Raw genomic sequence first — 17,835 nt, forward strand, 5'->3', positions numbered from 1 at the left:
CATCGCATCAGGTATCAGGCATCGTATGTCGCCGGCGGGGCGTTGCCGCCGGAGCGGCGCTCGCGCATGAAGCGGTCGAAGTCTTCCTGGTCCTTGGCACGGCGAAGTTCGCGCACATAGGCGTCGAAATCGGCGCGCATCTCGTCCAGCTTGCGGCGTTCCTCGTCCAGACGGGCGAGTTCGGCTTCACGCCAGTCGTCGAAGGCGACGTTACCCGTGCGGGCCTGCCAGGCACCGGCCTTCCAGTCGGCGCGACGGCCGAAGCCGCGGAAGCTGCGCATACAGCCGTCAACGGTCTCGTTGGCCTGCGACTTGAAGCCTTTGAAGCGCTCGCCGAACAGGATGTAGGCGAGCATGGCAAGGCCGAGCGGCCAGAACAGCACGAAGCCGAGCACCATCAGCGCAACGGTCGCCGGCGTCCAGTCCGGACGGATCAGGGCGGATTGATTCATGGTTGGTGTACCTCGTTTCGAAGGGGGCCGCCTCATGCGGCCCCTTGCGAACAAGGTGGGAACGGTCTCCGCCTTACACAAGACGGTTGTGTCTCAAAATCGGACAGCGGCTTGTCAGCCGGTTTTGCCGCCGCGGATGACCTGCTTTACGGGACCGGTCTTACGGACGGCATGTTCACGCTGGAAGGCTACGATGCGCGGGGCAATCTCGCGGCGGAACCGCGAGCCGTTGAAGACGCCGTAATGGCCGACATCGGGCTGGACATAGTGCATGCGCATGCTGTCGGGAATGTTGGTACAGATCGTCTGGGCGGCTTCGGTCTGGCCGACGCCGGAAATATCGTCGTTCTCGCCCTCGACCGTCAGAAGCGCGACGTTGCGGATCGCGGTCGTATCCACGCGCTCGCCGCGGTGCATCATTTCGCCCTTGGGCAGGTCATGGCGCATGAAGACGACTTCGACCGTTTGCAGGTAGAACTCTGCCGTCAGATCCATGACCGCGAGATATTCGTCGTAGAATTCGCGGTGCTTTTCGGCAGCGTCGCCATCATTCTTGACAAGATGCTCGAAGAATTCGCGGTGCGCGATCAGATGGCGGTCGAGGTTCATCGACATGAAGCCGGAGAGCTGCAGGAAGCCGGGATAGACCTGGCGCATGAAACCCGCCTGCGGCCACGGCACCGGCATGATGACGTTGTCACGAAACCATGTGATCGGCTTCTCCTTGGCGAGCTGGTTTACGGCGGTCGGCTTGATACGCGTGTCGATCGGTCCGCCCATCAGTGTCATCGAGGCGGGTGCATGGCTGTCCTTGCGTCCCTCCATCACGGCCACGGCTGCGAGAACCGGGACGGCAGGCTGGCAAACAGCGATCACATGCGTGTTCGGGCCGATGAAGCGCAGCATTTCGATGACGTAGTCGATGTAGTCATCAAGATCGAAGCCGCCCTCCGACAGCGGCACGACGCGCGCATCGATCCAGTCGGTGATGTAGATGTCGGAGTGCGGAAGCAGCGTCTCCACCGTGCCGCGCAGCAGGGTCGCATAATGCCCGGACATCGGCGCGACGATCAGCACCTTGGGATCTGCGGCGCGACCCTTCGGCAGGGCGCGCTCGAAGTGAATGAGGTTGCAGAAAGGCTGGCGCCAGACGATGCGCTCGGCCACCGGGACGGCGCGGCCATCGATTTCCGTTTCGTGCAAGCCAAATTCGGGCTTGCCGTAGCGTCGGGTCGTCCGCTCGAATACTTCGAGGCCCGCGGCGGCCGCGCGCCCGAAAGCCGTATGCGACAAGGGATTCATCGGATTGGAATAAGCAAGGCGCATGGCCTCGGAGGCAGCGCGGTAGGGCGCCATCATTGCATGGTTCAGTTCGTACAGCTGGTAGAACATAAACTGGCTCCTTGGGCGGGGTCGCGGCTGGCGCGCGGCTGTTGATCGTTCTTCCCGCTCTCACTTCCCTTTCACCAGCAGGGGTATCCCGGACCGAGTGTCCCTGGAGCTTGCTGATGCATTGCTGCTGCCGTCCCGGCGGCAACGTCCTGGTACCGTAGACCTTCGCGGCGCCGACAACAATGTAACGTTGGTCTGCCAAGCTTGCTTGGGCATGACCAGTCAACGGCGGCTCGTTGCCATTTCACCGCATCGCAGTGTGCCAAAAGCCCGTTGTGCAAGCGTAAAGAAAAATGCCCGCATTTTGTTTCACGGGAAACGGGGCGCATCACCAAAAAGCCGGGCCGGCGACCGGCGCAACGTCCCGGGATATGCTTCCCGGGATCTTGCCATTGTTGGCACTGATCAGCCGATGCTGACCATGGCCTTGATCAGACCGGAGCGCGTCTCGGCCCACTGCGGGAACGTCGCGGGAAGGGCATCGATCGTCGTGCGGTGGGTGATCAGTGCATCCGCCGACACCCGGCCATCGCGCAACGCCGCACCCACATGTTCGAAATCGACCTTCAACGCGTTACGGCTGGCGATCAGCATCATCTCGCGCTTGTGGAACTCCGGGTCGGAGAAGCGGATATCGTCCTTCACGAGGCCGACCAGAACCAGCGCGCCGCCATGGGCGACATAGGCGAAGGCCGATTCCATCGAGGCAGCGTTTCCGGTCGCGTCGTAGACCGTGTCAAAGCTCGTGGACTCGACGGCACGGTCGCCGCCAAGCCGGCGAATATCCTCGAAGCCGAAGCGCTCGCGCGCCATGTCGAGACGCTCCTGGCTGGTATCGAGGAGCGTGACGGCCTGCCCGGCAATCCGCGCAAAGAGCGCAGCCCCGAGACCGATCGGACCCGCGCCGATCACCAGAGCGCGCGTGTTTTCCGCTGCCATGGACCGACGCACGGCATGTGCCCCGATCGCCAGAAACTCGACCGTCGCGGCGGCTTCGGATGACAGGCCGAGGGCAAGCGACACATTGGCAGCCGGCAGCACGATCTCTTCACAGAAGGCGCCGTCGGTATGGACGCCGAGAACCTTGATCGCCATGCAGCAATTCGGCTTGCCGATCCGGCAGGCGTGACAGGTGCCACAGGAAATGTAGGGATTGATGATGACGGCGGCGCCGTCTTCAAGGCCGGCGGCACCCGCATTTTCCGTCACGATGCCCGATACTTCGTGGCCCATGACCCGGGGATATTGCAGGAAGGGATGCTTGCCCTGATAGATATGGTAGTCGGTTCCGCAGATCCCGACATTGGTGACGCGAATGCGCACCCAATCGCTGCCCGGCAATTCCGGTCGCGGACGGTCTTCCAGAACGAGCCGGCCCGGCTCCACGCAGACGATCGACTTCATGTTCCCTTCGCCGGCCGGCTATCCCGGACCTGCGTCCCTTTTCGTGCTTTGGAAGCCCTGCGGCGCGGCCGGCGACCGGCCGCGCCCTCACAGTGAGCCGGATTCTCAGCGCGTGCCGCGGCGGCGCAACTGGTCGAAGTAGACGATGATGATGATGAGCGCGCCGGTGATGATGCGCTGCCAGAAGGAGTTCACGTTCAACAGGTTGGCGCCGTTGTTGATCGTTGCCAGGATGAAGGCGCCGAGCAGCGGGCCGTGGACCGACCCCACCGCGCCGAACAGGCTGGTGCCGCCGATGACGGAGGAGGCGATGGCCTGGAGTTCCCAGCCTTCGGCCTGCGTCGCATTGCCGATGCCGATGCGCGAGGCCAGAAGCAGGCCGACGAAAGCCGCGCAGGTCGAAGACAGGATGTAGGCCAGGTAGATGGTGCGGTTGACGTTGACGCCGGACAGACGTGCGGCTTCGCTGTTTGAACCCACGGCGAAGAGATAGCGGCCCCAGCGGCTCATGTGCAGGAAGACATAGGCCGGGATCGCGACCACGATCACCATCCAGAACAGGCTCGGAATGCCGAGGAAATCGGCGCGCGAGAAATTCGTGAAGGCTTCGTTGCTGATCGAGATCGTCGAGCCGTTCGTCAGGAGAAGGCCGATGCCGCGCAGCGAGGTGAGCGTGGCGAGCGTGATGATGAAGGCCGGCAAGCCCATGCGCACGATACCGAACGCATGAAAAATACCGATCGCGACGCCGATGAGCAGCGTGATGACGATGGCAATCCACAGTGGCACGCCGGCCTGCAGAAGCCAGGCGACGATGACGCTGGTGAAACCGACCACAGCGCCGACCGACAGGTCGATGCCAGCGGTGATGATGACGAATGTCTGTCCGACCGCAAGGATCGCGGTCATCGCGCCCTGGCGCAGCAGGTTGCTGATATTGTTGGGCGTCCAGAAGCTGTTGGTCGATATGCCCAGCAGAAGCCACAGGAAGAGGAGCAGCCCGAGCAGCGTCAGGCCGAAGAGTATGTTCATTCCCTTTTTCGGAGCGGGGCCGGTTTCGGTCGTCTCGACGCTCATGTTCTTTCTCCCTGAAAGTTCTGCGGTTTCGCGCGGTGTCTCAGACACCGATGGCCTGCGACAGGACGTCCTCATGCGAGGCGGCGCGATAATCATGGCTGGCAACGAGCCGGCCCTGACGGAATACGTGGAGCCGGTCAGCCAGTTCGTAGACCTCCGGCAGGTAGGACGAGATCAGGATGATGCCCACGCCATTCTCGAGAAGCCGGGCAAAGAGCCGGTAGATCTCCGCCTTTGTGCCGACATCGACACCGACGGTCGGCTCATCGAAAATGAAGAGCTTCGCGCCGTGGCTCAGCCACTTGCCGATAACGATCTTCTGCTGGTTTCCGCCCGACATGGCGGAGGCAAGCACAGCGCGCGACGGGGTCTTGATCTTGAGGTCGGCGATCTGGCGCTGGGCGTTGTCGGCCTCGCGGCCGCGATTGACCACAAGGCCGGAGCTTAGGCGCTTGAAGACGGGCAGGTTGATATTGAAACCGATCGGCATGTTGAGGCAGAGCCCCTGGTCGCGCCGGCTTTCCGGAGCAAGCGCGATCCCGAGATCCATGGCCTTGCGTTCCGTGTCGACGGTGACCTTCTGGCCTTCCCAGAGGATATCGCCCGACTTCACCTTCTGTCGGCCATACAGGCCAAGGGCGAACTCGCTTCGGCCGGCACCGATCAGGCCGTAAAGACCAACGATCTCGCCTGCACGCACGGTGATCGAAATATCCTCGAAGCCGGGACCGGTAAGGCCGCGGGTCTCGACGATCGGCGCGCCAAGCGCGAAGGTTTCCTTGTGGTAGACCTGTTCGATCGAACGGTTGATCATCATGGAGATCAGTTCCGCGTCGTTGGTCTCGCCGGTGAGGCGCGTTCCGACATGGGTGCCATCGCGCAGCACTGAAATACGGTCAGCGAGCTCGAACACTTCTTCCATGCGGTGGGAAATGTAGACGATCGTCACGCCATCGGCCTGAAGCCGACGAATGAGGCGGAAGAGCTGCGCCGATTCCTGGCGCGTCAGATAGGCGGTCGGCTCGTCGAAAATGAGAAACTGCGTGCCACGCATTGCCGCGCGGGCCGTCGCCACGAGCTGCTGCTGACCGATCGTCAGGCTGGAAAGAATAACGTCGGCCGGTATGTTGAAGCCAAGATCATCCAGAACGCGCTGTGCGACGGTGGTCATGGCGCCTTTGCGCATGAGACCGCCGCGATCGATCTCATCGCCGAGGAACATATTGGCCGCAACGGAGAGATGCGGGCAAAGAACAACTTCCTGATGCACGGCATTGATGCCGCGATCGATCGCTTCCGTCGGCGAGGCGAGTTGAACGGGCTGCCCACACCAGATGATTTCGCCGGCCGTGCGGCGAATGACGCCCGTCAGAAGCTTGATCAGCGTGGACTTGCCGGCACCGTTTTCGCCGACAATCGCGTGAATTTCGCCAGACAGGAAGGTGACGGAAGCCGGCTTCAAGGCTTCGACAGCGCCGTATTTTTTCTGGAGACCCTTCAGTTCCAGGATCGGCTGCCCCTTGGGGACGGGGTGCGACGCGATGCGGATGCCTTTGGAGGGACGCTCCAGATGTGCCTCGGTTGCCATGCTCACGAACTCCTTGTCTCAGGGTGCTCCGGCACGCGGCATCGCCACGTGCCGGAGCTTTGTCCGGTCCGGTTCCGTCAGATGGCTCCGCTCACATGGACCGGAACCATCTTGCTCGGGAGGGGATCAGTTGACCTTGGGGTTCAGCAGGGCGTCGATCTTGGGATCGGCCATGTTGGCTTTCGTCACGAGGTTTGCACCCGTATCGACGAAGGCTTCGACCTTCTCGCCCTTCGAAGCGGCGAGCGCAGTCTTCACGCCGTCATAGCCCATGCGGTAGGGATCCTGGACGACGAGGCCGGCCAGAACGCCTTCCTTGAGGAAGCCGACGGTCTTTTCATCGCTGTCGAAGCCGATGACCTTGATCTTGTCGCCGAGCTTGTTTTCGGCAATCGCCTGGCCAACGCCCTGCGCCATGATCAGGTTCGAGGCGAAGACGCCGACGAGGTTCGGATTTGCGGTGATGAGGTCGGTCATCATGTTGAGACCGGTCGTTGCCTGGCCGTCAGCATACTTGTCGGCGATCACCTTCAGGCCCGGATACTTGGCCTTGACCTGCTCCATGAAGCCTTCATGGCGCTGGTCCAGCGAACCGACGCCCGGCAGGCTGGTGATGATGGCGATTTCGCCTTCTTCCTTGCCGGTCGCTTCCTTGATCGCGGCAGCGAGACCATCGGCAGCGATGCGGCCGCCCTGGACGTTGTCGGTGGTGAGGAACGAGGTAAAGGCCTTGGAGTCAGCGCTGGAGTCGATACCGATAATCGGAACGGACTTCGCAGCTTCGTCGATGGGCTTGCCAAGCGCCTTGAATTCGGTCGGCGAGATGACGACAGCCGCCGGCTTGCCGGCAACGGCGTTTTCGAGAATGCTGATCTGGCCGTTGATGTCGGCTTCGGACTGGGCACCGAGTTCCGGTACGTTCACGCCGAGATCCTTGCCGGCCGCACGAGCGCCGGCAAGCACGATCTGCCAGTAGAAGGATGTCGTGTCCTTGACGATGATCGGGATCGTGACGTCGGCCGCAAAGGACGTGACCGGCGACAGGGTCGCGAACATGGCAGCACCGGCGAGCGCAGTGAAGGCACGACGGGTTACGGAAAGCTTCTTGATGGTCATGGTGTTGTTCTCCTCCAACAGCGCCGGATGGTCTCCCAAGAACCTGAGCGTGGCGCCCCAATCAGGTTTTTATCGATAAAAAACACTTCCAGATCCGACGCTACTCCAGCATCTTTCGGATTGCAAGCCTTCCCTTGGTACGTCTCTTCCTCCCGACGACCGCGCTCCGCGCATTTGGCGAGAAGCGGGAAGCAGCAGCGATAGCGCTGCTGCGTTTGAACCAAGGCTAATCCAGCCTCCGCGAAATGCAACAGGAAAATGATATCGAAATTCTATTTCTATATCATTCGGAACATTCAATCCGTTTTTACACGCGCACAGCTTCTGTCCCGAGCTCGGGTGCAATCAGGGTATGTCCCTGATAGGCATCAAAGATCGCGGGTGAGAGTGGCGGCTCAGTGAGCGCCATGTTGCGATGCAGGCTTTCGGGCCGCGCCGTTCCCAGCAGGACGGTGGAAACCAGCGGATGCGCCAAGGGGAATTGAAGGGCAGGCGCAGCGAGCAGAAGGCCTTGGCTTTTCGCGATCGCCTCCATGGCGGCAACCTTTTCCAGGACTTCGGGCGTGGCCGGCATGTAATCGAAGTTCGCGCCGGGCGCTGCACCTGTCGCGAGGATTCCGGAGTTGAAGACGCCGCCGACAACAAGCGAGACGCCCTTCTTTTCGCAAAGGGGAATAAGCTCGGCCTCCGCTGACCGGTCGAGAAGCGTGTAGCGGCCGGCCAGCAGGATGCAGTCCAGATCGCCGTTTCGCAGCACGTCGAGGCAGACCGGCACCTCGTTGACCCCGAGCCCGAAGGCTCCGATCGTGCCGGAGGCTTTCAGTTCATCCAGCGCTTTCAGACCCGAATCGAGAAACTGCCGCAGGTGATGGGCGTTGCGCGCCGCGCCATGGGTGTAGACGCCGATATCGTGGACATAGAGAATGTCGATACGATTGAGGCCGAGGCGCGCATAGCTGAACTCGACGGAACGCATGATGCCATCATAGCTGTAGTCATAGTCGGCATCGAAGGAGAGGGGGTTCACATAGGAGTAGTCCGGTACGGTGCCATCCGGCACCGGACGCAGCAGTCGTCCAACCTTTGAAGACAGAACCACGTCGCTGCGCGGCTTGTCGCGAAGGAAATCGCCGACGCGTCGCTCTGCCAGGCCAAGTCCGTACCATGGTGCCGTGTCGAAATAGCGAATTCCGTGGTCCCAGGCGGCCTGCAGAGTCGCCATGGCAACGTCGCGCGGGCATTCGCGATAAAGACCGCCGAGCGCAGCAGTGCCGAAGCTCCACTGCGTCACCTCAAGCGCGGTCCGGCCGATACGGCGCCTTTCCATCACGATGCTACTCCTCCCTCATGCTCCGGCCTAGGACTGACTGGCGCAGCAGTTTGCCGGATTCCGGTTCACGCGTCATTCGATGACCTTGACTGGCCGGACCTCGCGCGCCCTCTCGATTTGTCTTTTATCGACAATAGACAGATCAGCGTCAATGGGTATTATGCGCAGGCAAATCGAGTTTTCGAGTGATGACGACAGGGGAGGATGTCGTGAGGTGGATGATGAAGGAGCAGCCGACGTTGCACGTGAAACACCGCTCTCCTTGGCCGTTACCGCCTCGACAGACCTTCTGAAAGACATTCCATGGCCAAGCAGAACACCGTCTTCAAGGAAGCCTATAATCGCTGTCTGTCGCTGATCGGCAGCCATGAAAGCCTGCCTTCCGAACCAGAAATCGGAACCCGGCTCGGTGTGAGCCGCACGACCGTTCGTGCGGTTCTCGCACGCATGAGCGAGGCGGGGCTGATCGCATGGGACCGTCGCCAGAAGACGGTGCTGCGCCAGCCTGTTGAGGATGATTTCTTTCCGACGGAAGAGACCGATTCGCTGTCCGAGATCATCGAGCGCAGTTTCATGCGACGGATTCTGGCCGGGGGCGCCGAGCCCGGCATGCAGATCAACGAACTGGAACTGGCGCGCGAAATCGGTATCGGCACCACGAGCGTGCGGGAATTTCTCATTCGCTTCAGCCGGTTTGGACTGATCGAGAAGCGCCCGAACAGTCACTGGATCCTCAAGGGATTCACCCGCGAATTCGCACTGGAACTTACGGAAGTCCGTGAGATGTTCGAGCTGCGCTCTGCCCTGAGCTTCGTTGCCCTGGCGGATGATCATCCTGCGTGGGAAGATCTGACCGCGATTGAAGCGGTGCATCATGCGCTGCTCGCAGATATCGACCGGCGCTACGGGGAATTTTCAGAACTCGACGAGCGTTTCCACCTTCTGGTTCAGCAGGCCTCACGCAATCGCTTCATCATCGACTTCTACGACATCATCACCATCGTCTTTCACTATCATTACCAGTGGAACAAGACGAATGCGCGGGCGCGAAACCAGCGCGCGCTGGAAGAGCACCTCGTCTACATCGACGCGCTGCGCTCGCGCGATCCCGCCCGCGCGGAAGAGGCCTGCCGGCTGCACCTGCGCTCTGCGCGCGAAACGCTTCTCCAGTCCATCCAGGAACCTTGAGCCGGCGCCCCCAGGCCGGCTTGCAGTCCATGCCCCTTCGATCGGAAACATTCATGACGACGCCTATCGTGCAATTCGGAACAAGCCGCTTCCTGCAGGCGCATGCCGACCTCTTCATCAGCGAGGCCCTTGACCTCGGCGAGGCGGCAGGCCGGATCACCATCGTCCAGACCACCGGTTCAGCGGCCCGAAGCGGCCGATTGCCGGCACTTGCCGATCCCGCCGGTTTCCCGGTCCGGGTCCGCGGGCTCGTCAACGGCCAGCCGAGCGATACCGAACTGCGCGTCACCAGTGTCGCGCGGGCGCTGTCCGCTTCCTCAGATTGGGCCGAAGTGGTGCGCATCTGCGTGGAGGAGGCCGAGATCCTGATCAGCAATACGGGCGATGCGGGCTACCAGGTCGAGACGGATGATCTTTCCACGCATCCGCCGCGGTCCTTTCCCGGCAAACTGCTCGTGCTGCTGCGCGCCCGTTTCGAGGCCGGCGGCCGCGGCCTGACGATGCTGCCCTGCGAACTGGTTCCGCGCAACGGTGAAGTGCTTTCCGCTCTCATCCTGAAGCTCGCCGCCGAGCGCTATCCCGACGACCGCGCCTTCCACAGCTGGCTGGGCTCCGGCGTGGTATGGGCAAACAGTCTTGTCGATCGCATCGTTTCCGAGCCGATCGAGCCGGCCGGCGCGATTGCCGAACCCTATGCGCTGTGGGCGATCGAGGAGCAGCCGGGCCTGAGCGTTCCTTGCCGGCATCCCGCCGTGAAACGCGTCGTGGATCTCACGCCCTATGAGAAGCTGAAGCTGCACATTCTCAATCTCGGCCATACCGTGCTCGCCGATCTCTGGCTCGCCGGGCAGCGACCGGAAGGGGAGACCGTGCGCGAAATCCTTGCCGAGCCCGATATCCGCGCGGCACTCTTGGCAATCTACAATGAGGAGGTCATTCCGGCCTTTGCGCGCATGGGCATCGAGACCGAAGCCAGATCCTATGTGGCCGAGACTCTGGAGCGCTTTGACAATCCTTTCCTGAATCACAGGCTGTCCGATATCGCCGGCAATCATCAGGAAAAGATTCGTCGCCGGATCGGTGGCCTGCGCGCCTGGAGCGGCACGCCGGCCATGCCGAAGCTCGAAGAGATCGAGCGGCGGAACGATCAGTAGCCGGATTCAGCCCCCGCAGGCACTTCGCCATCAAGGAAACGCCTGCGGTGCTCGACCAGTGCGCGCGTCAGCAGCGTCACATCGGTGCCGATCGCCATGAAGTCGGCGCCCATCTGCCGGTATCGTTCCGCTTCGCCCAGATTGCTCGTCATGATACCACGCGGCTTGCCTGCCTTTTCGATGCGCTGGAACGCATCGGCAATCATCGCGCGGACCTCCGGGCAATCCGGCTTGCCGAGATGGCCCATATCGGCGGCGAGATCGGACGGGCCGATGAAGACGCCGTCGATGCCATCGGTTGCGGCGATCGCATCGAGTGCGGCCACGCCCTTGAGGCTTTCCACCTGGACGATGAGGCAGATCTCGCGGTTGGCATTGGTCATGTAGTCGCCAATCTGGCCGAAACGGGTGGCCCGGCCAAGACTGGCGCCGACGCCGCGAATGCCTTCCGGCGGATAGCGCGTCGCGCGCACCAGGGCAGCCGCCTCTTCGGCGCTTTCAACCATGGGAATCAGGAGCGTCTGGGCGCCGGCATCAAGGATCTGCTTGATGAGCCAGGCCTCGCCTGTCGGCAGGCGAACGATCGGATGGCTGCTGCTGGCGGCGAGCGCACCGACCTGGGCCGAGAGAAGGGGGATGTCGTTCGGCCCATGCTCGCCGTCGATGAGCAGCCAGTCATAGCCGCAATGGCCGATGACTTCGGTCACATAGGGCGTGGCAAGCGCCACCCACAGGCCAAGCTGGAAACGGCGTTCGGCCAAGGCAGCCTTGAAAGGATTGATCGGGGCGGGCAAGGCGGTGTCTCCGGTGAAGCTGAACGCGGCCCCGCCCCGATGATGTCTCGTCGATCAGGCGATGCCGCCGAGGCAGACATATTTGATCTCGGTGAATTCCTCCAGCCCGTAGCGCGAACCTTCCCGCCCGAGACCGGAAAGCTTTACGCCGCCGAACGGCGCTTCCGCCGTGGAGATCAGGCCGGTGTTCACACCCACCATGCCGTATTCCAGCGCTTCGGCGACGCGGAACACGCGGGCGAGATCCTTGGCGTAGAAATAGGAGGCGAGGCCGAATTCCGTATCGTTTGCCTGCTCGATCACGTCGGCCTCATCCTTGAAGCGGAAGAGGGGGGCGACAGGACCGAAGGTTTCTTCGCGAGCGACAGCCATGGCCTTGGTGACATCGGCGATCACGGTCGCTTCGAAGAAGGTGCCGCCAAGGCTGTGACGCTTGCCGCCCTGGATCACGCGGCCGCCCTTCGACACGGCGTCGTTGACATGCTCCTCGACCTTCTCGAGCGCGTTTTCATCAATCAGCGGCCCGAGAATGACGCCTTCATCGAAACCGTTGCCGGTCTTCAGCTTGCCAACGGCCTTGGCGAGCTTGTCGGCAAAGGCCTCATAGACACCATCCTGGACATAGAGGCGGTTGGCGCAGACGCAGGTCTGGCCGTTGTTGCGGAACTTGGCGATCAGGGCGCCCTCCACAGCGGCGTCGAGATCGGCATCATCGAAGACGATGAAGGGCGCGTTGCCGCCAAGTTCGAGGCCAAGCTTCTTGATGGTCGGCGCGCACTGCTTGTAGAGCTCAGCGCCGATTTCGGTGGAGCCTGTGAAGGTCAGCTTGCGCACGGTCGGGTTTGACGTCATTTCGCCACCGATGGCAGAGGCCGAGCCAGTGATGACGCTGAAGAGGCCGGCGGGCAGGCCGGCACGTTCGGCAAGGACGCCGAGCGCGATAGCCGAGAAAGGCGTCTGTGACGCCGGCTTCAGCACCATCGCGCAGCCGGCAGCGAAGGCCGGGCCGGCCTTGCGGGTGATCATGGCATTCGGGAAGTTCCAGGGCGTGATGGCGGCGACCACACCGATCGGCTGCTTCATCACCATGATGCGCTTGTCCGGCTGGTGACCCGGGATGAGGTCACCATAGAGACGGCGGGCTTCCTCGGCGAACCACTCGATAAAGCTCGCGCCATAGACGATCTCGCTCATGGCTTCGGCCAGCGGCTTGCCCTGTTCGGCCGTGAGGATGCGGCCCAGATCCTCCTTGTTCTCGATCATCAGGTCGAACCACTTGCGCAGGATGCCGGAGCGCTCCTTGGCGGTGCGGGCAGCCCAGCCCTTCTGGGCGTTGCGGGCAGCCTCGATCGCCTCGCGGGTTTCCGCGGCGCCGAGTTTCGGGACGTGGCCGATCGTCTCACCGGTAGCCGGATTCGTGACCGCAATGCCGGAGGCGGCGTCGGCCTCGATCCAGCGACCGCCCACGAGGGCGGCCTGACGGAGAAGGGTGGGGTCCTTGAGCTGCATGGGTCTTCCTCTGGCAAGCGGCCGGATCCGGTAAGGTCCGACAGGCGTCAACAATCTTTGCAGAAATAATATAAGTTTTCTTCGCCGCGACAATGGGGGCTGTAAAAATTCGTGCGCCAAAATGAAAAGGCGCGCGCGGATCGCTCCACGCGCGCCTTCAGACCTTCAAAAGCTGCAAGGGATCAGATGTCGAGGTTTGCGACGCTGAGGGCATTTTCCTGGATGAAGTCGCGGCGCGGCTCCACCTCATCACCCATGAGGCGGGCAAACAGGCCATCGGCATCGGTGGCATCATTGATGCGCACCTGCAGCAGCGAGCGGACGTTCGGATCGAGCGTCGTTTCCCAGAGCTGTTCGGCATTCATCTCGCCGAGACCCTTGTAGCGCTGCATAGAGAGGCCCTTGCGGCCGGACGCGAAGATGGCGTCGAGCAGGCTGCGCGGACCGCTGATTTCCTGCGTGCCTTCGCGGCGCCTCAGAAGCGGCGGCGTCGCATAGATTTCCTTCAGCCGGGCCGACATCTGGTCGATATGGCGGGCATCGGAGGAGCCGAGCAGGGCATTGTCGAGCAGGGCGATTTCCGGCACGCCGCGCACCATGCGCTCGAAGCGCAGCGCGCCGCTTTCGGTGATGCGCGCAGTCCAGCCGCGCTCGGTCTCTTCGGCGATCCGGTCGAGGCGTGCCGCGACATCGGCCGCAACGGCTTCGGCTTCCGGGCCGCGGGTGATGAGATCGACATTCAGCGCGCCGGCAATCGCCGCCTGTTCGACGACCGACCGATTGTAACGGGAGTGCAGGCCGTCCACGAGGCTGCGCAGGCGCAGCGCATCGCCGATGACCTCGCGCAGATCGGCCGCAGCGCGCACTTCGCCAGTGCCGAGTTCAAGCGTCGCATCGTCGAGGCCGGCGTTGATGAGGTATTCCTCCAGCGCCTTCTCGTCCTTCAGATACTGCGCCGACTTGCCACGCGCCACCTTATAGAGCGGCGGCTGGGCGATATAGAGATGGCCGCGCTCGATCAGGTCGGGCATCTGGCGGAAGAAGAAGGTGAGCAAAAGGGTGCGGATATGGGCGCCGTCCACGTCGGCGTCCGTCATGATGATGATCTTGTGGTAGCGCAGCTTGTCCGGGTTGAACTCGTCCTTGCCGATCGACGTGCCGAGCGCGGTGATCAGCGTCCCGATTTCCTGGCTCGACAGCATCTTGTCGAAGCGGGCGCGCTCGACGTTGAGGATCTTGCCGCGCAGCGGAAGGATCGCCTGATTTTCGCGCGAACGGCCCTGCTTGGCCGAACCGCCTGCCGAATCACCCTCGACCAGGAAGAGTTCGGATTTGGCCGGATCGCGCTCGGAGCAGTCGGCGAGCTTTCCGGGGAGCGAGGAGATGTCGAGCGCACCCTTGCGCCGGGTCAGTTCGCGGGCCTTGCGGGCCGCTTCGCGGGCGGCTGCGGCTTCCACCACCTTGCCGATCAGGATCTTGGCTTCCGTCGGGTGCTCTTCCAGCCAGGTGGACAGCGCCTCGTTCACGAGATTTTCGACGACAGGACGCACTTCCGAGGAGACAAGCTTGTCCTTCGTCTGCGACGAGAACTTGGGATCCGGCACCTTCACCGAGAGAACCGCCGTCAGACCCTCGCGGCAGTCTTCGCCCTGCAGGGTCACCTTCTCCTTCTTGGAGATGCCGGAACTGTCGGCATAGGAGACGACCTGGCGCGTCAGCGCGCCACGGAAGCCGGCCATATGGGTGCCGCCATCGCGCTGGGGAATGTTGTTGGTGAAGCAGAGCACGTTCTCGTGGTAGCTGTCGTTCCACCACATGGCGACCTCGACGGTGATGCCGTCCTTCTCGCCGCGGATGGAGACGGGCCGCTGCACGAGCGGCTTCTTGGCCCGGTCGAGATATTTGACGAAGGCTTCGAGGCCGCCGTCATAGAGCATTTCCTCCGACCTGACATCGGAATGCCTGTTGTCGGTGAGCCGGATACGCACGCCTGAATTCAGGAAGGCGAGTTCGCGCAGGCGGTGCTCAAGCGTCCCGTAGTCGAATTCGGTCTTGGTAAAGGTCTCCTGGCTCGGCAGGAAGGTCACTTCCGTACCCGTTGCCGTCCCGGCTTCGCCGGTCACCTTCAGGGGACCATCGGCGACACCGTGGGTGAAGCTCATCTCATGCACCTTGCCGGCGCGGCGGATCTTCAGCTGCAGCTTGACGGACAGCGCGTTCACCACCGAGACGCCCACGCCGTGAAGACCGCCGGAGACCTTGTAGGAATTTTGGTCGAACTTCCCGCCGGCATGGAGCTGCGTCATGATGACTTCGGCCGCCGACACACCCTCTTCCTTGTGGATGTCTGTGGGAATGCCGCGGCCATTGTCCGTGACGGTCACGGAGCCGTCGGCATTCAGCGTCACCGTCACGATGTCGGCGTGGCCGGCCAGCGCCTCGTCGATCGCATTGTCCACGACTTCGTAGACCATGTGATGCAGACCGGAGCCGTCATCCGTATCGCCGATATACATGCCCGGCCGCTTGCGCACGGCATCGAGCCCCTTCAGCACCTTGATCGAATCGGCACCATATTCGGCGCCGGCACCGGTTTCGGTCGGTTGGGTATCGGTCATTCCGTTCGGTTCTTTCATCTGATCGGTCAGCGGCGAAGGCGCGTGCCGAATCAACGGTTTTTGTCAAGAAGACGCTACAGGAGATGGGCAGGAAGGATCAAACAGCTAGGCGCCGAAAGCGGCAGAAATCGGGGGATCAAGGCCGGTTTTCCGGCCTCTCTCCTTCTTCGCGCAGGATTTCGAGCATTTTCTCCACAGTCCCGGCCGAGAGCCGCGCGATGTCGCGTGCGAGCAGGTTGGCAAGCAGCGTGTGGCGCGATGAAAGCCCGCCCGTGTCGATCGTCGCCTTCGGATCGGAAAGACCGGCAACACCGAACAGATGGTCCGCATCGTCCCAGATGATGTTGAAATAGCCGGCGATGCGCTGAAGCAGGTCGAAGCTCGGGGCACCGCGGCGGCCATGTTCCAGCGCGGAGAGATAGGCCGGGGACACGCCGATGCCCGCTGCCATCTCCTTCTGCGACACACCCTTTCGGTCGCGCAGCTGACGCAGCAGCTCACCGAAGGGGGTCATCGGGACCTCCGGCCCGGCGGGCGAGGCGCACATAGAGCGCGCCGTCGCCGCCATGATTGCGGGCAGCCGGTTCGTAGGATGAGATCAGGGACCGGAATTCCGGCAGCGAGAACCACAGCGGCACCGCCCGCTTCAGCGCACCGTCGCTGCCGAAGGACGCGCCCTTTCCGGTGATGACGAGGACATGGCGAAGCCCGCGCTGATGGGCCTGCAGGAGGAAATGCAGGAGCAGGCCATGGGCTTCGCTCTGGATCAGGCCGTGAAGGTCGATGCGCGCTTCCAGCGGCAGGCGGCCCTTCTGGAGCTTCTTCTTCACCGGCCGTTCCAGCGGATGATGAAGGCGCGCGGTGTCCGGCCGGCGTGCCGTGAGAGCAACGCCACCGGCAAGCTCGGTCTTTGCAGAGGCGGCGTTTCGCGCGGCGGGCGCAGGCGCTTCCGGCTCGGCTTCTGCGGGCATCAGGGCCTGGAGAAAGGCTTCGAGCTCCGCCTTGCGTCCGGGCAGCGGATTGACCGTGCGCGCGACCTTTCCCCAGAGAACGCGATCGTCGGCGGGCGGTGTCTTGCCTTTAGCCATGGCCAAGCCGCGCCGCCGTTGCCTTCGGAAGCAGGACATAGAAATCGGCCGCGTTGCGAACCGCGCCGGCTCGCTCTCCGGCCTCGTATCCGGACCCCGTGAAGATGTCGCCCCGTGCCGGGCCGATGATGGCCGAACCGGTATCGAGCGCCAGCAGGGTACGCGCGAAGGGCTGCCCGTCATCCAGACGGGTCAGCGTTTCGCTGACGATGAAGAAGGGCGTTCCGAAGGTGTGGATGGTGCGATCGACGGCCAACGATCGATCCGGCTCGAGTGCCACCTTGGCAGCGGCGACAGGCCCCAGGGCGGCATCCTCGACAGCGGCCTCACGGAAGAAAATGTAGGATCGGTTGTGCCAGAGGATTTCGTCGACCCGCTCGGGGTGCGCCGCGAGCCAGGCGCGGATGGTCTGCATGGAAACGATTGCAGGATCCAACTCGCCCAGATCCATCAGGTGCTTCCCGATGGGCGAGAAGGCATGGCCAGCTTTCGCCGCATAGGTGATGCGCGTTATCTGGCCATCGCGAAACATCAGGCGGGCAGCGCCTTGTACATGCGCGAAGAAGACATCGACCTTCGAGCGCGCATAGGCGATTTCCAGCCCCTGTCCTTGAAGGGCGCCCTCATCGATGGCGCGCCGATCCGGATAAAGGCCGATGCTTCCGTCTGTCAGCTGGCGACCGAAGACGATGCCGGGGTCGATATCGCCGGGGCGGTTGTCTGCATCGAGATCTATCAGATCCGCCGGCCGGCGATAGAACGGGAAGCGGTATGTGTCGTCGGCAACCGCGCTCACCTCCACTTCCGGTTCATAGAAGGCGGTTACAAAGCCGCGCTTGCCGGCGGCGGGCCGAACGAGAAAGGGAACGAATGCGGATTGAAGGGCGTGGCGGGCGGCTTCGGCATTGTCCGCCGATCGGGGTATTTGTCGATAGGCCGACAAGAGGTCGTCCGCCGTCACACCCACATGGCCAGGCTTATAGGGTTTGCCGCCTCCTTCAAGGTAGAGACGACAGCGGCTCATCGTCGACAGAACAGGGGAGGGATCATCCCGATCCCATCCCGGCACATCCATCCAGGACAAGGGATGAAGCGAGTAGTCCGGCGCCGGCACCATCCATCAAC

General features: G+C 62.7%; 15 protein-coding genes. 2 read left to right on the top strand and 13 right to left on the bottom strand.

Going from position 1 to position 17,835, the window contains the following annotated elements; translation table 11 throughout:
* Window positions 1-14: 14 nt before the first annotated feature.
* The 7 genes from ACED18_RS12045 to ACED18_RS12075 form a co-directional block, all read right to left on the bottom strand.
* Window positions 15-452, bottom strand: coding sequence for a DUF2852 domain-containing protein (locus tag ACED18_RS12045; protein ID WP_377292459.1), 438 nt, complete (start codon window positions 450-452; stop codon window positions 15-17).
* Window positions 453-566: 114 nt separating this feature from the next.
* On the bottom strand, window positions 567-1,844 hold the full coding sequence (gene phaZ, locus ACED18_RS12050; RefSeq protein ID WP_377292461.1) for a polyhydroxyalkanoate depolymerase: 1,278 nt from the start codon (window positions 1,842-1,844) through the stop codon (window positions 567-569).
* A gap of 405 nt (window positions 1,845-2,249) precedes the next feature.
* On the bottom strand, window positions 2,250-3,248 hold the full coding sequence (locus tag ACED18_RS12055) for a zinc-binding alcohol dehydrogenase family protein (protein ID WP_377292463.1): 999 nt from the start codon (window positions 3,246-3,248) through the stop codon (window positions 2,250-2,252).
* 105 nt (window positions 3,249-3,353) lie between these two features.
* Window positions 3,354-4,325, bottom strand: coding sequence for an ABC transporter permease (locus tag ACED18_RS12060; protein WP_377292465.1), 972 nt, complete (start codon window positions 4,323-4,325; stop codon window positions 3,354-3,356).
* 40 nt (window positions 4,326-4,365) lie between these two features.
* Window positions 4,366-5,913 carry a sugar ABC transporter ATP-binding protein gene (locus ACED18_RS12065; RefSeq protein WP_377292467.1) on the bottom strand — a complete coding sequence of 516 codons (1,548 nt, stop codon included), beginning with the start codon at window positions 5,911-5,913 and terminating at the stop codon, window positions 4,366-4,368.
* Window positions 5,914-6,039: 126 nt separating this feature from the next.
* Complete coding sequence (locus tag ACED18_RS12070) at window positions 6,040-7,029, bottom strand: ABC transporter substrate-binding protein (protein WP_377292469.1); 990 nt, start codon at window positions 7,027-7,029, stop codon at window positions 6,040-6,042.
* Window positions 7,030-7,336: 307 nt separating this feature from the next.
* Window positions 7,337-8,356, bottom strand: a complete 1,020-nt coding sequence (locus tag ACED18_RS12075; RefSeq protein ID WP_377292704.1) for an aldo/keto reductase — start codon at window positions 8,354-8,356, stop codon at window positions 7,337-7,339.
* A gap of 306 nt (window positions 8,357-8,662) precedes the next feature.
* Here ACED18_RS12075 and ACED18_RS12080 point away from each other — a divergent pair, with 306 nt between their 5' ends.
* Together ACED18_RS12080 and ACED18_RS12085 are read left to right on the top strand one after the other, a co-directional pair.
* Window positions 8,663-9,547, top strand: coding sequence for an FCD domain-containing protein (locus ACED18_RS12080; protein WP_377292471.1), 885 nt, complete (start codon window positions 8,663-8,665; stop codon window positions 9,545-9,547).
* A 53-nt stretch (window positions 9,548-9,600) separates the two neighbouring features.
* The gene (locus tag ACED18_RS12085) at window positions 9,601-10,701 is read left to right on the top strand and encodes a mannitol dehydrogenase family protein (RefSeq protein ID WP_377292473.1); all 1,101 of its coding nucleotides are present in this window, start codon (window positions 9,601-9,603) and stop codon (window positions 10,699-10,701) included.
* On the opposite strand, the gene ACED18_RS12090 is transcribed toward ACED18_RS12085, so the two are convergent.
* The 6 genes from ACED18_RS12090 to ACED18_RS12115 form a co-directional block, all read right to left on the bottom strand.
* Complete coding sequence (locus tag ACED18_RS12090) at window positions 10,695-11,495, bottom strand: HpcH/HpaI aldolase/citrate lyase family protein (RefSeq protein ID WP_377292475.1); 801 nt, start codon at window positions 11,493-11,495, stop codon at window positions 10,695-10,697. The two genes, ACED18_RS12085 and ACED18_RS12090, sit on opposite strands and share 7 nt — an antisense overlap.
* A 54-nt stretch (window positions 11,496-11,549) precedes the next feature.
* Window positions 11,550-13,004, bottom strand: coding sequence for an NADP-dependent succinate-semialdehyde dehydrogenase (gene gabD / locus ACED18_RS12095; protein WP_377292477.1), 1,455 nt, complete (start codon window positions 13,002-13,004; stop codon window positions 11,550-11,552).
* A 182-nt stretch (window positions 13,005-13,186) separates the two neighbouring features.
* Entirely contained in the window at window positions 13,187-15,622 is a 2,436-nt protein-coding gene (gene gyrB / locus ACED18_RS12100) for a DNA topoisomerase (ATP-hydrolyzing) subunit B (protein WP_377292479.1), read from the bottom strand.
* A gap of 136 nt (window positions 15,623-15,758) precedes the next feature.
* Window positions 15,759-16,136: a helix-turn-helix domain-containing protein gene (locus tag ACED18_RS12105; RefSeq protein WP_377292481.1), complete on the bottom strand. Its 378-nt coding sequence runs from the start codon at window positions 16,134-16,136 to the stop codon at window positions 15,759-15,761.
* Window positions 16,120-16,710: a Smr/MutS family protein gene (locus ACED18_RS12110; protein WP_377292483.1), complete on the bottom strand. Its 591-nt coding sequence runs from the start codon at window positions 16,708-16,710 to the stop codon at window positions 16,120-16,122. Before ACED18_RS12110 ends, ACED18_RS12105 begins: the two co-directional genes overlap by 17 nt.
* On the bottom strand, window positions 16,703-17,827 hold the full coding sequence (locus ACED18_RS12115) for a murein transglycosylase A (RefSeq protein ID WP_377292485.1): 1,125 nt from the start codon (window positions 17,825-17,827) through the stop codon (window positions 16,703-16,705). Before ACED18_RS12115 ends, ACED18_RS12110 begins: the two co-directional genes overlap by 8 nt.
* Window positions 17,828-17,835: the final 8 nt, after the last annotated feature.

Origin of the sequence: Rhizobium sp. SG2393 (genome assembly GCF_042610495.1) — a bacterium.
Classification (GTDB): domain Bacteria; phylum Pseudomonadota; class Alphaproteobacteria; order Rhizobiales; family Rhizobiaceae; genus RU20A.

Excerpts from the sequence above, each read along its gene's own strand:
- ACED18_RS12045 (WP_377292459.1), bottom strand. The coding sequence starts at position 452 with ATGAATCAATCCGCCCTGATCCGTCCGGACTGGACGCCGGCGACCGTT.
- phaZ (WP_377292461.1), bottom strand. The coding sequence starts at position 1,844 with ATGTTCTACCAGCTGTACGAACTGAACCATGCAATGATGGCGCCCTAC.
- ACED18_RS12055 (WP_377292463.1), bottom strand. The coding sequence starts at position 3,248 with ATGAAGTCGATCGTCTGCGTGGAGCCGGGCCGGCTCGTTCTGGAAGAC.
- ACED18_RS12060 (WP_377292465.1), bottom strand. The coding sequence starts at position 4,325 with ATGAGCGTCGAGACGACCGAAACCGGCCCCGCTCCGAAAAAGGGAATG.
- ACED18_RS12065 (WP_377292467.1), bottom strand. The coding sequence starts at position 5,913 with ATGGCAACCGAGGCACATCTGGAGCGTCCCTCCAAAGGCATCCGCATC.
- ACED18_RS12070 (WP_377292469.1), bottom strand. The coding sequence starts at position 7,029 with ATGACCATCAAGAAGCTTTCCGTAACCCGTCGTGCCTTCACTGCGCTC.
- ACED18_RS12075 (WP_377292704.1), bottom strand. The coding sequence starts at position 8,356 with ATGGAAAGGCGCCGTATCGGCCGGACCGCGCTTGAGGTGACGCAGTGG.
- ACED18_RS12080 (WP_377292471.1), top strand. The coding sequence starts at position 8,663 with ATGGCCAAGCAGAACACCGTCTTCAAGGAAGCCTATAATCGCTGTCTG.
- ACED18_RS12085 (WP_377292473.1), top strand. The coding sequence starts at position 9,601 with ATGACGACGCCTATCGTGCAATTCGGAACAAGCCGCTTCCTGCAGGCG.
- gabD (WP_377292477.1), bottom strand. The coding sequence starts at position 13,004 with ATGCAGCTCAAGGACCCCACCCTTCTCCGTCAGGCCGCCCTCGTGGGC.
- gyrB (WP_377292479.1), bottom strand. The coding sequence starts at position 15,622 with ATGACCGATACCCAACCGACCGAAACCGGTGCCGGCGCCGAATATGGT.
- ACED18_RS12105 (WP_377292481.1), bottom strand. The coding sequence starts at position 16,136 with ATGACCCCCTTCGGTGAGCTGCTGCGTCAGCTGCGCGACCGAAAGGGT.
- ACED18_RS12110 (WP_377292483.1), bottom strand. The coding sequence starts at position 16,710 with ATGGCTAAAGGCAAGACACCGCCCGCCGACGATCGCGTTCTCTGGGGA.
- ACED18_RS12115 (WP_377292485.1), bottom strand. The coding sequence starts at position 17,827 with ATGGTGCCGGCGCCGGACTACTCGCTTCATCCCTTGTCCTGGATGGAT.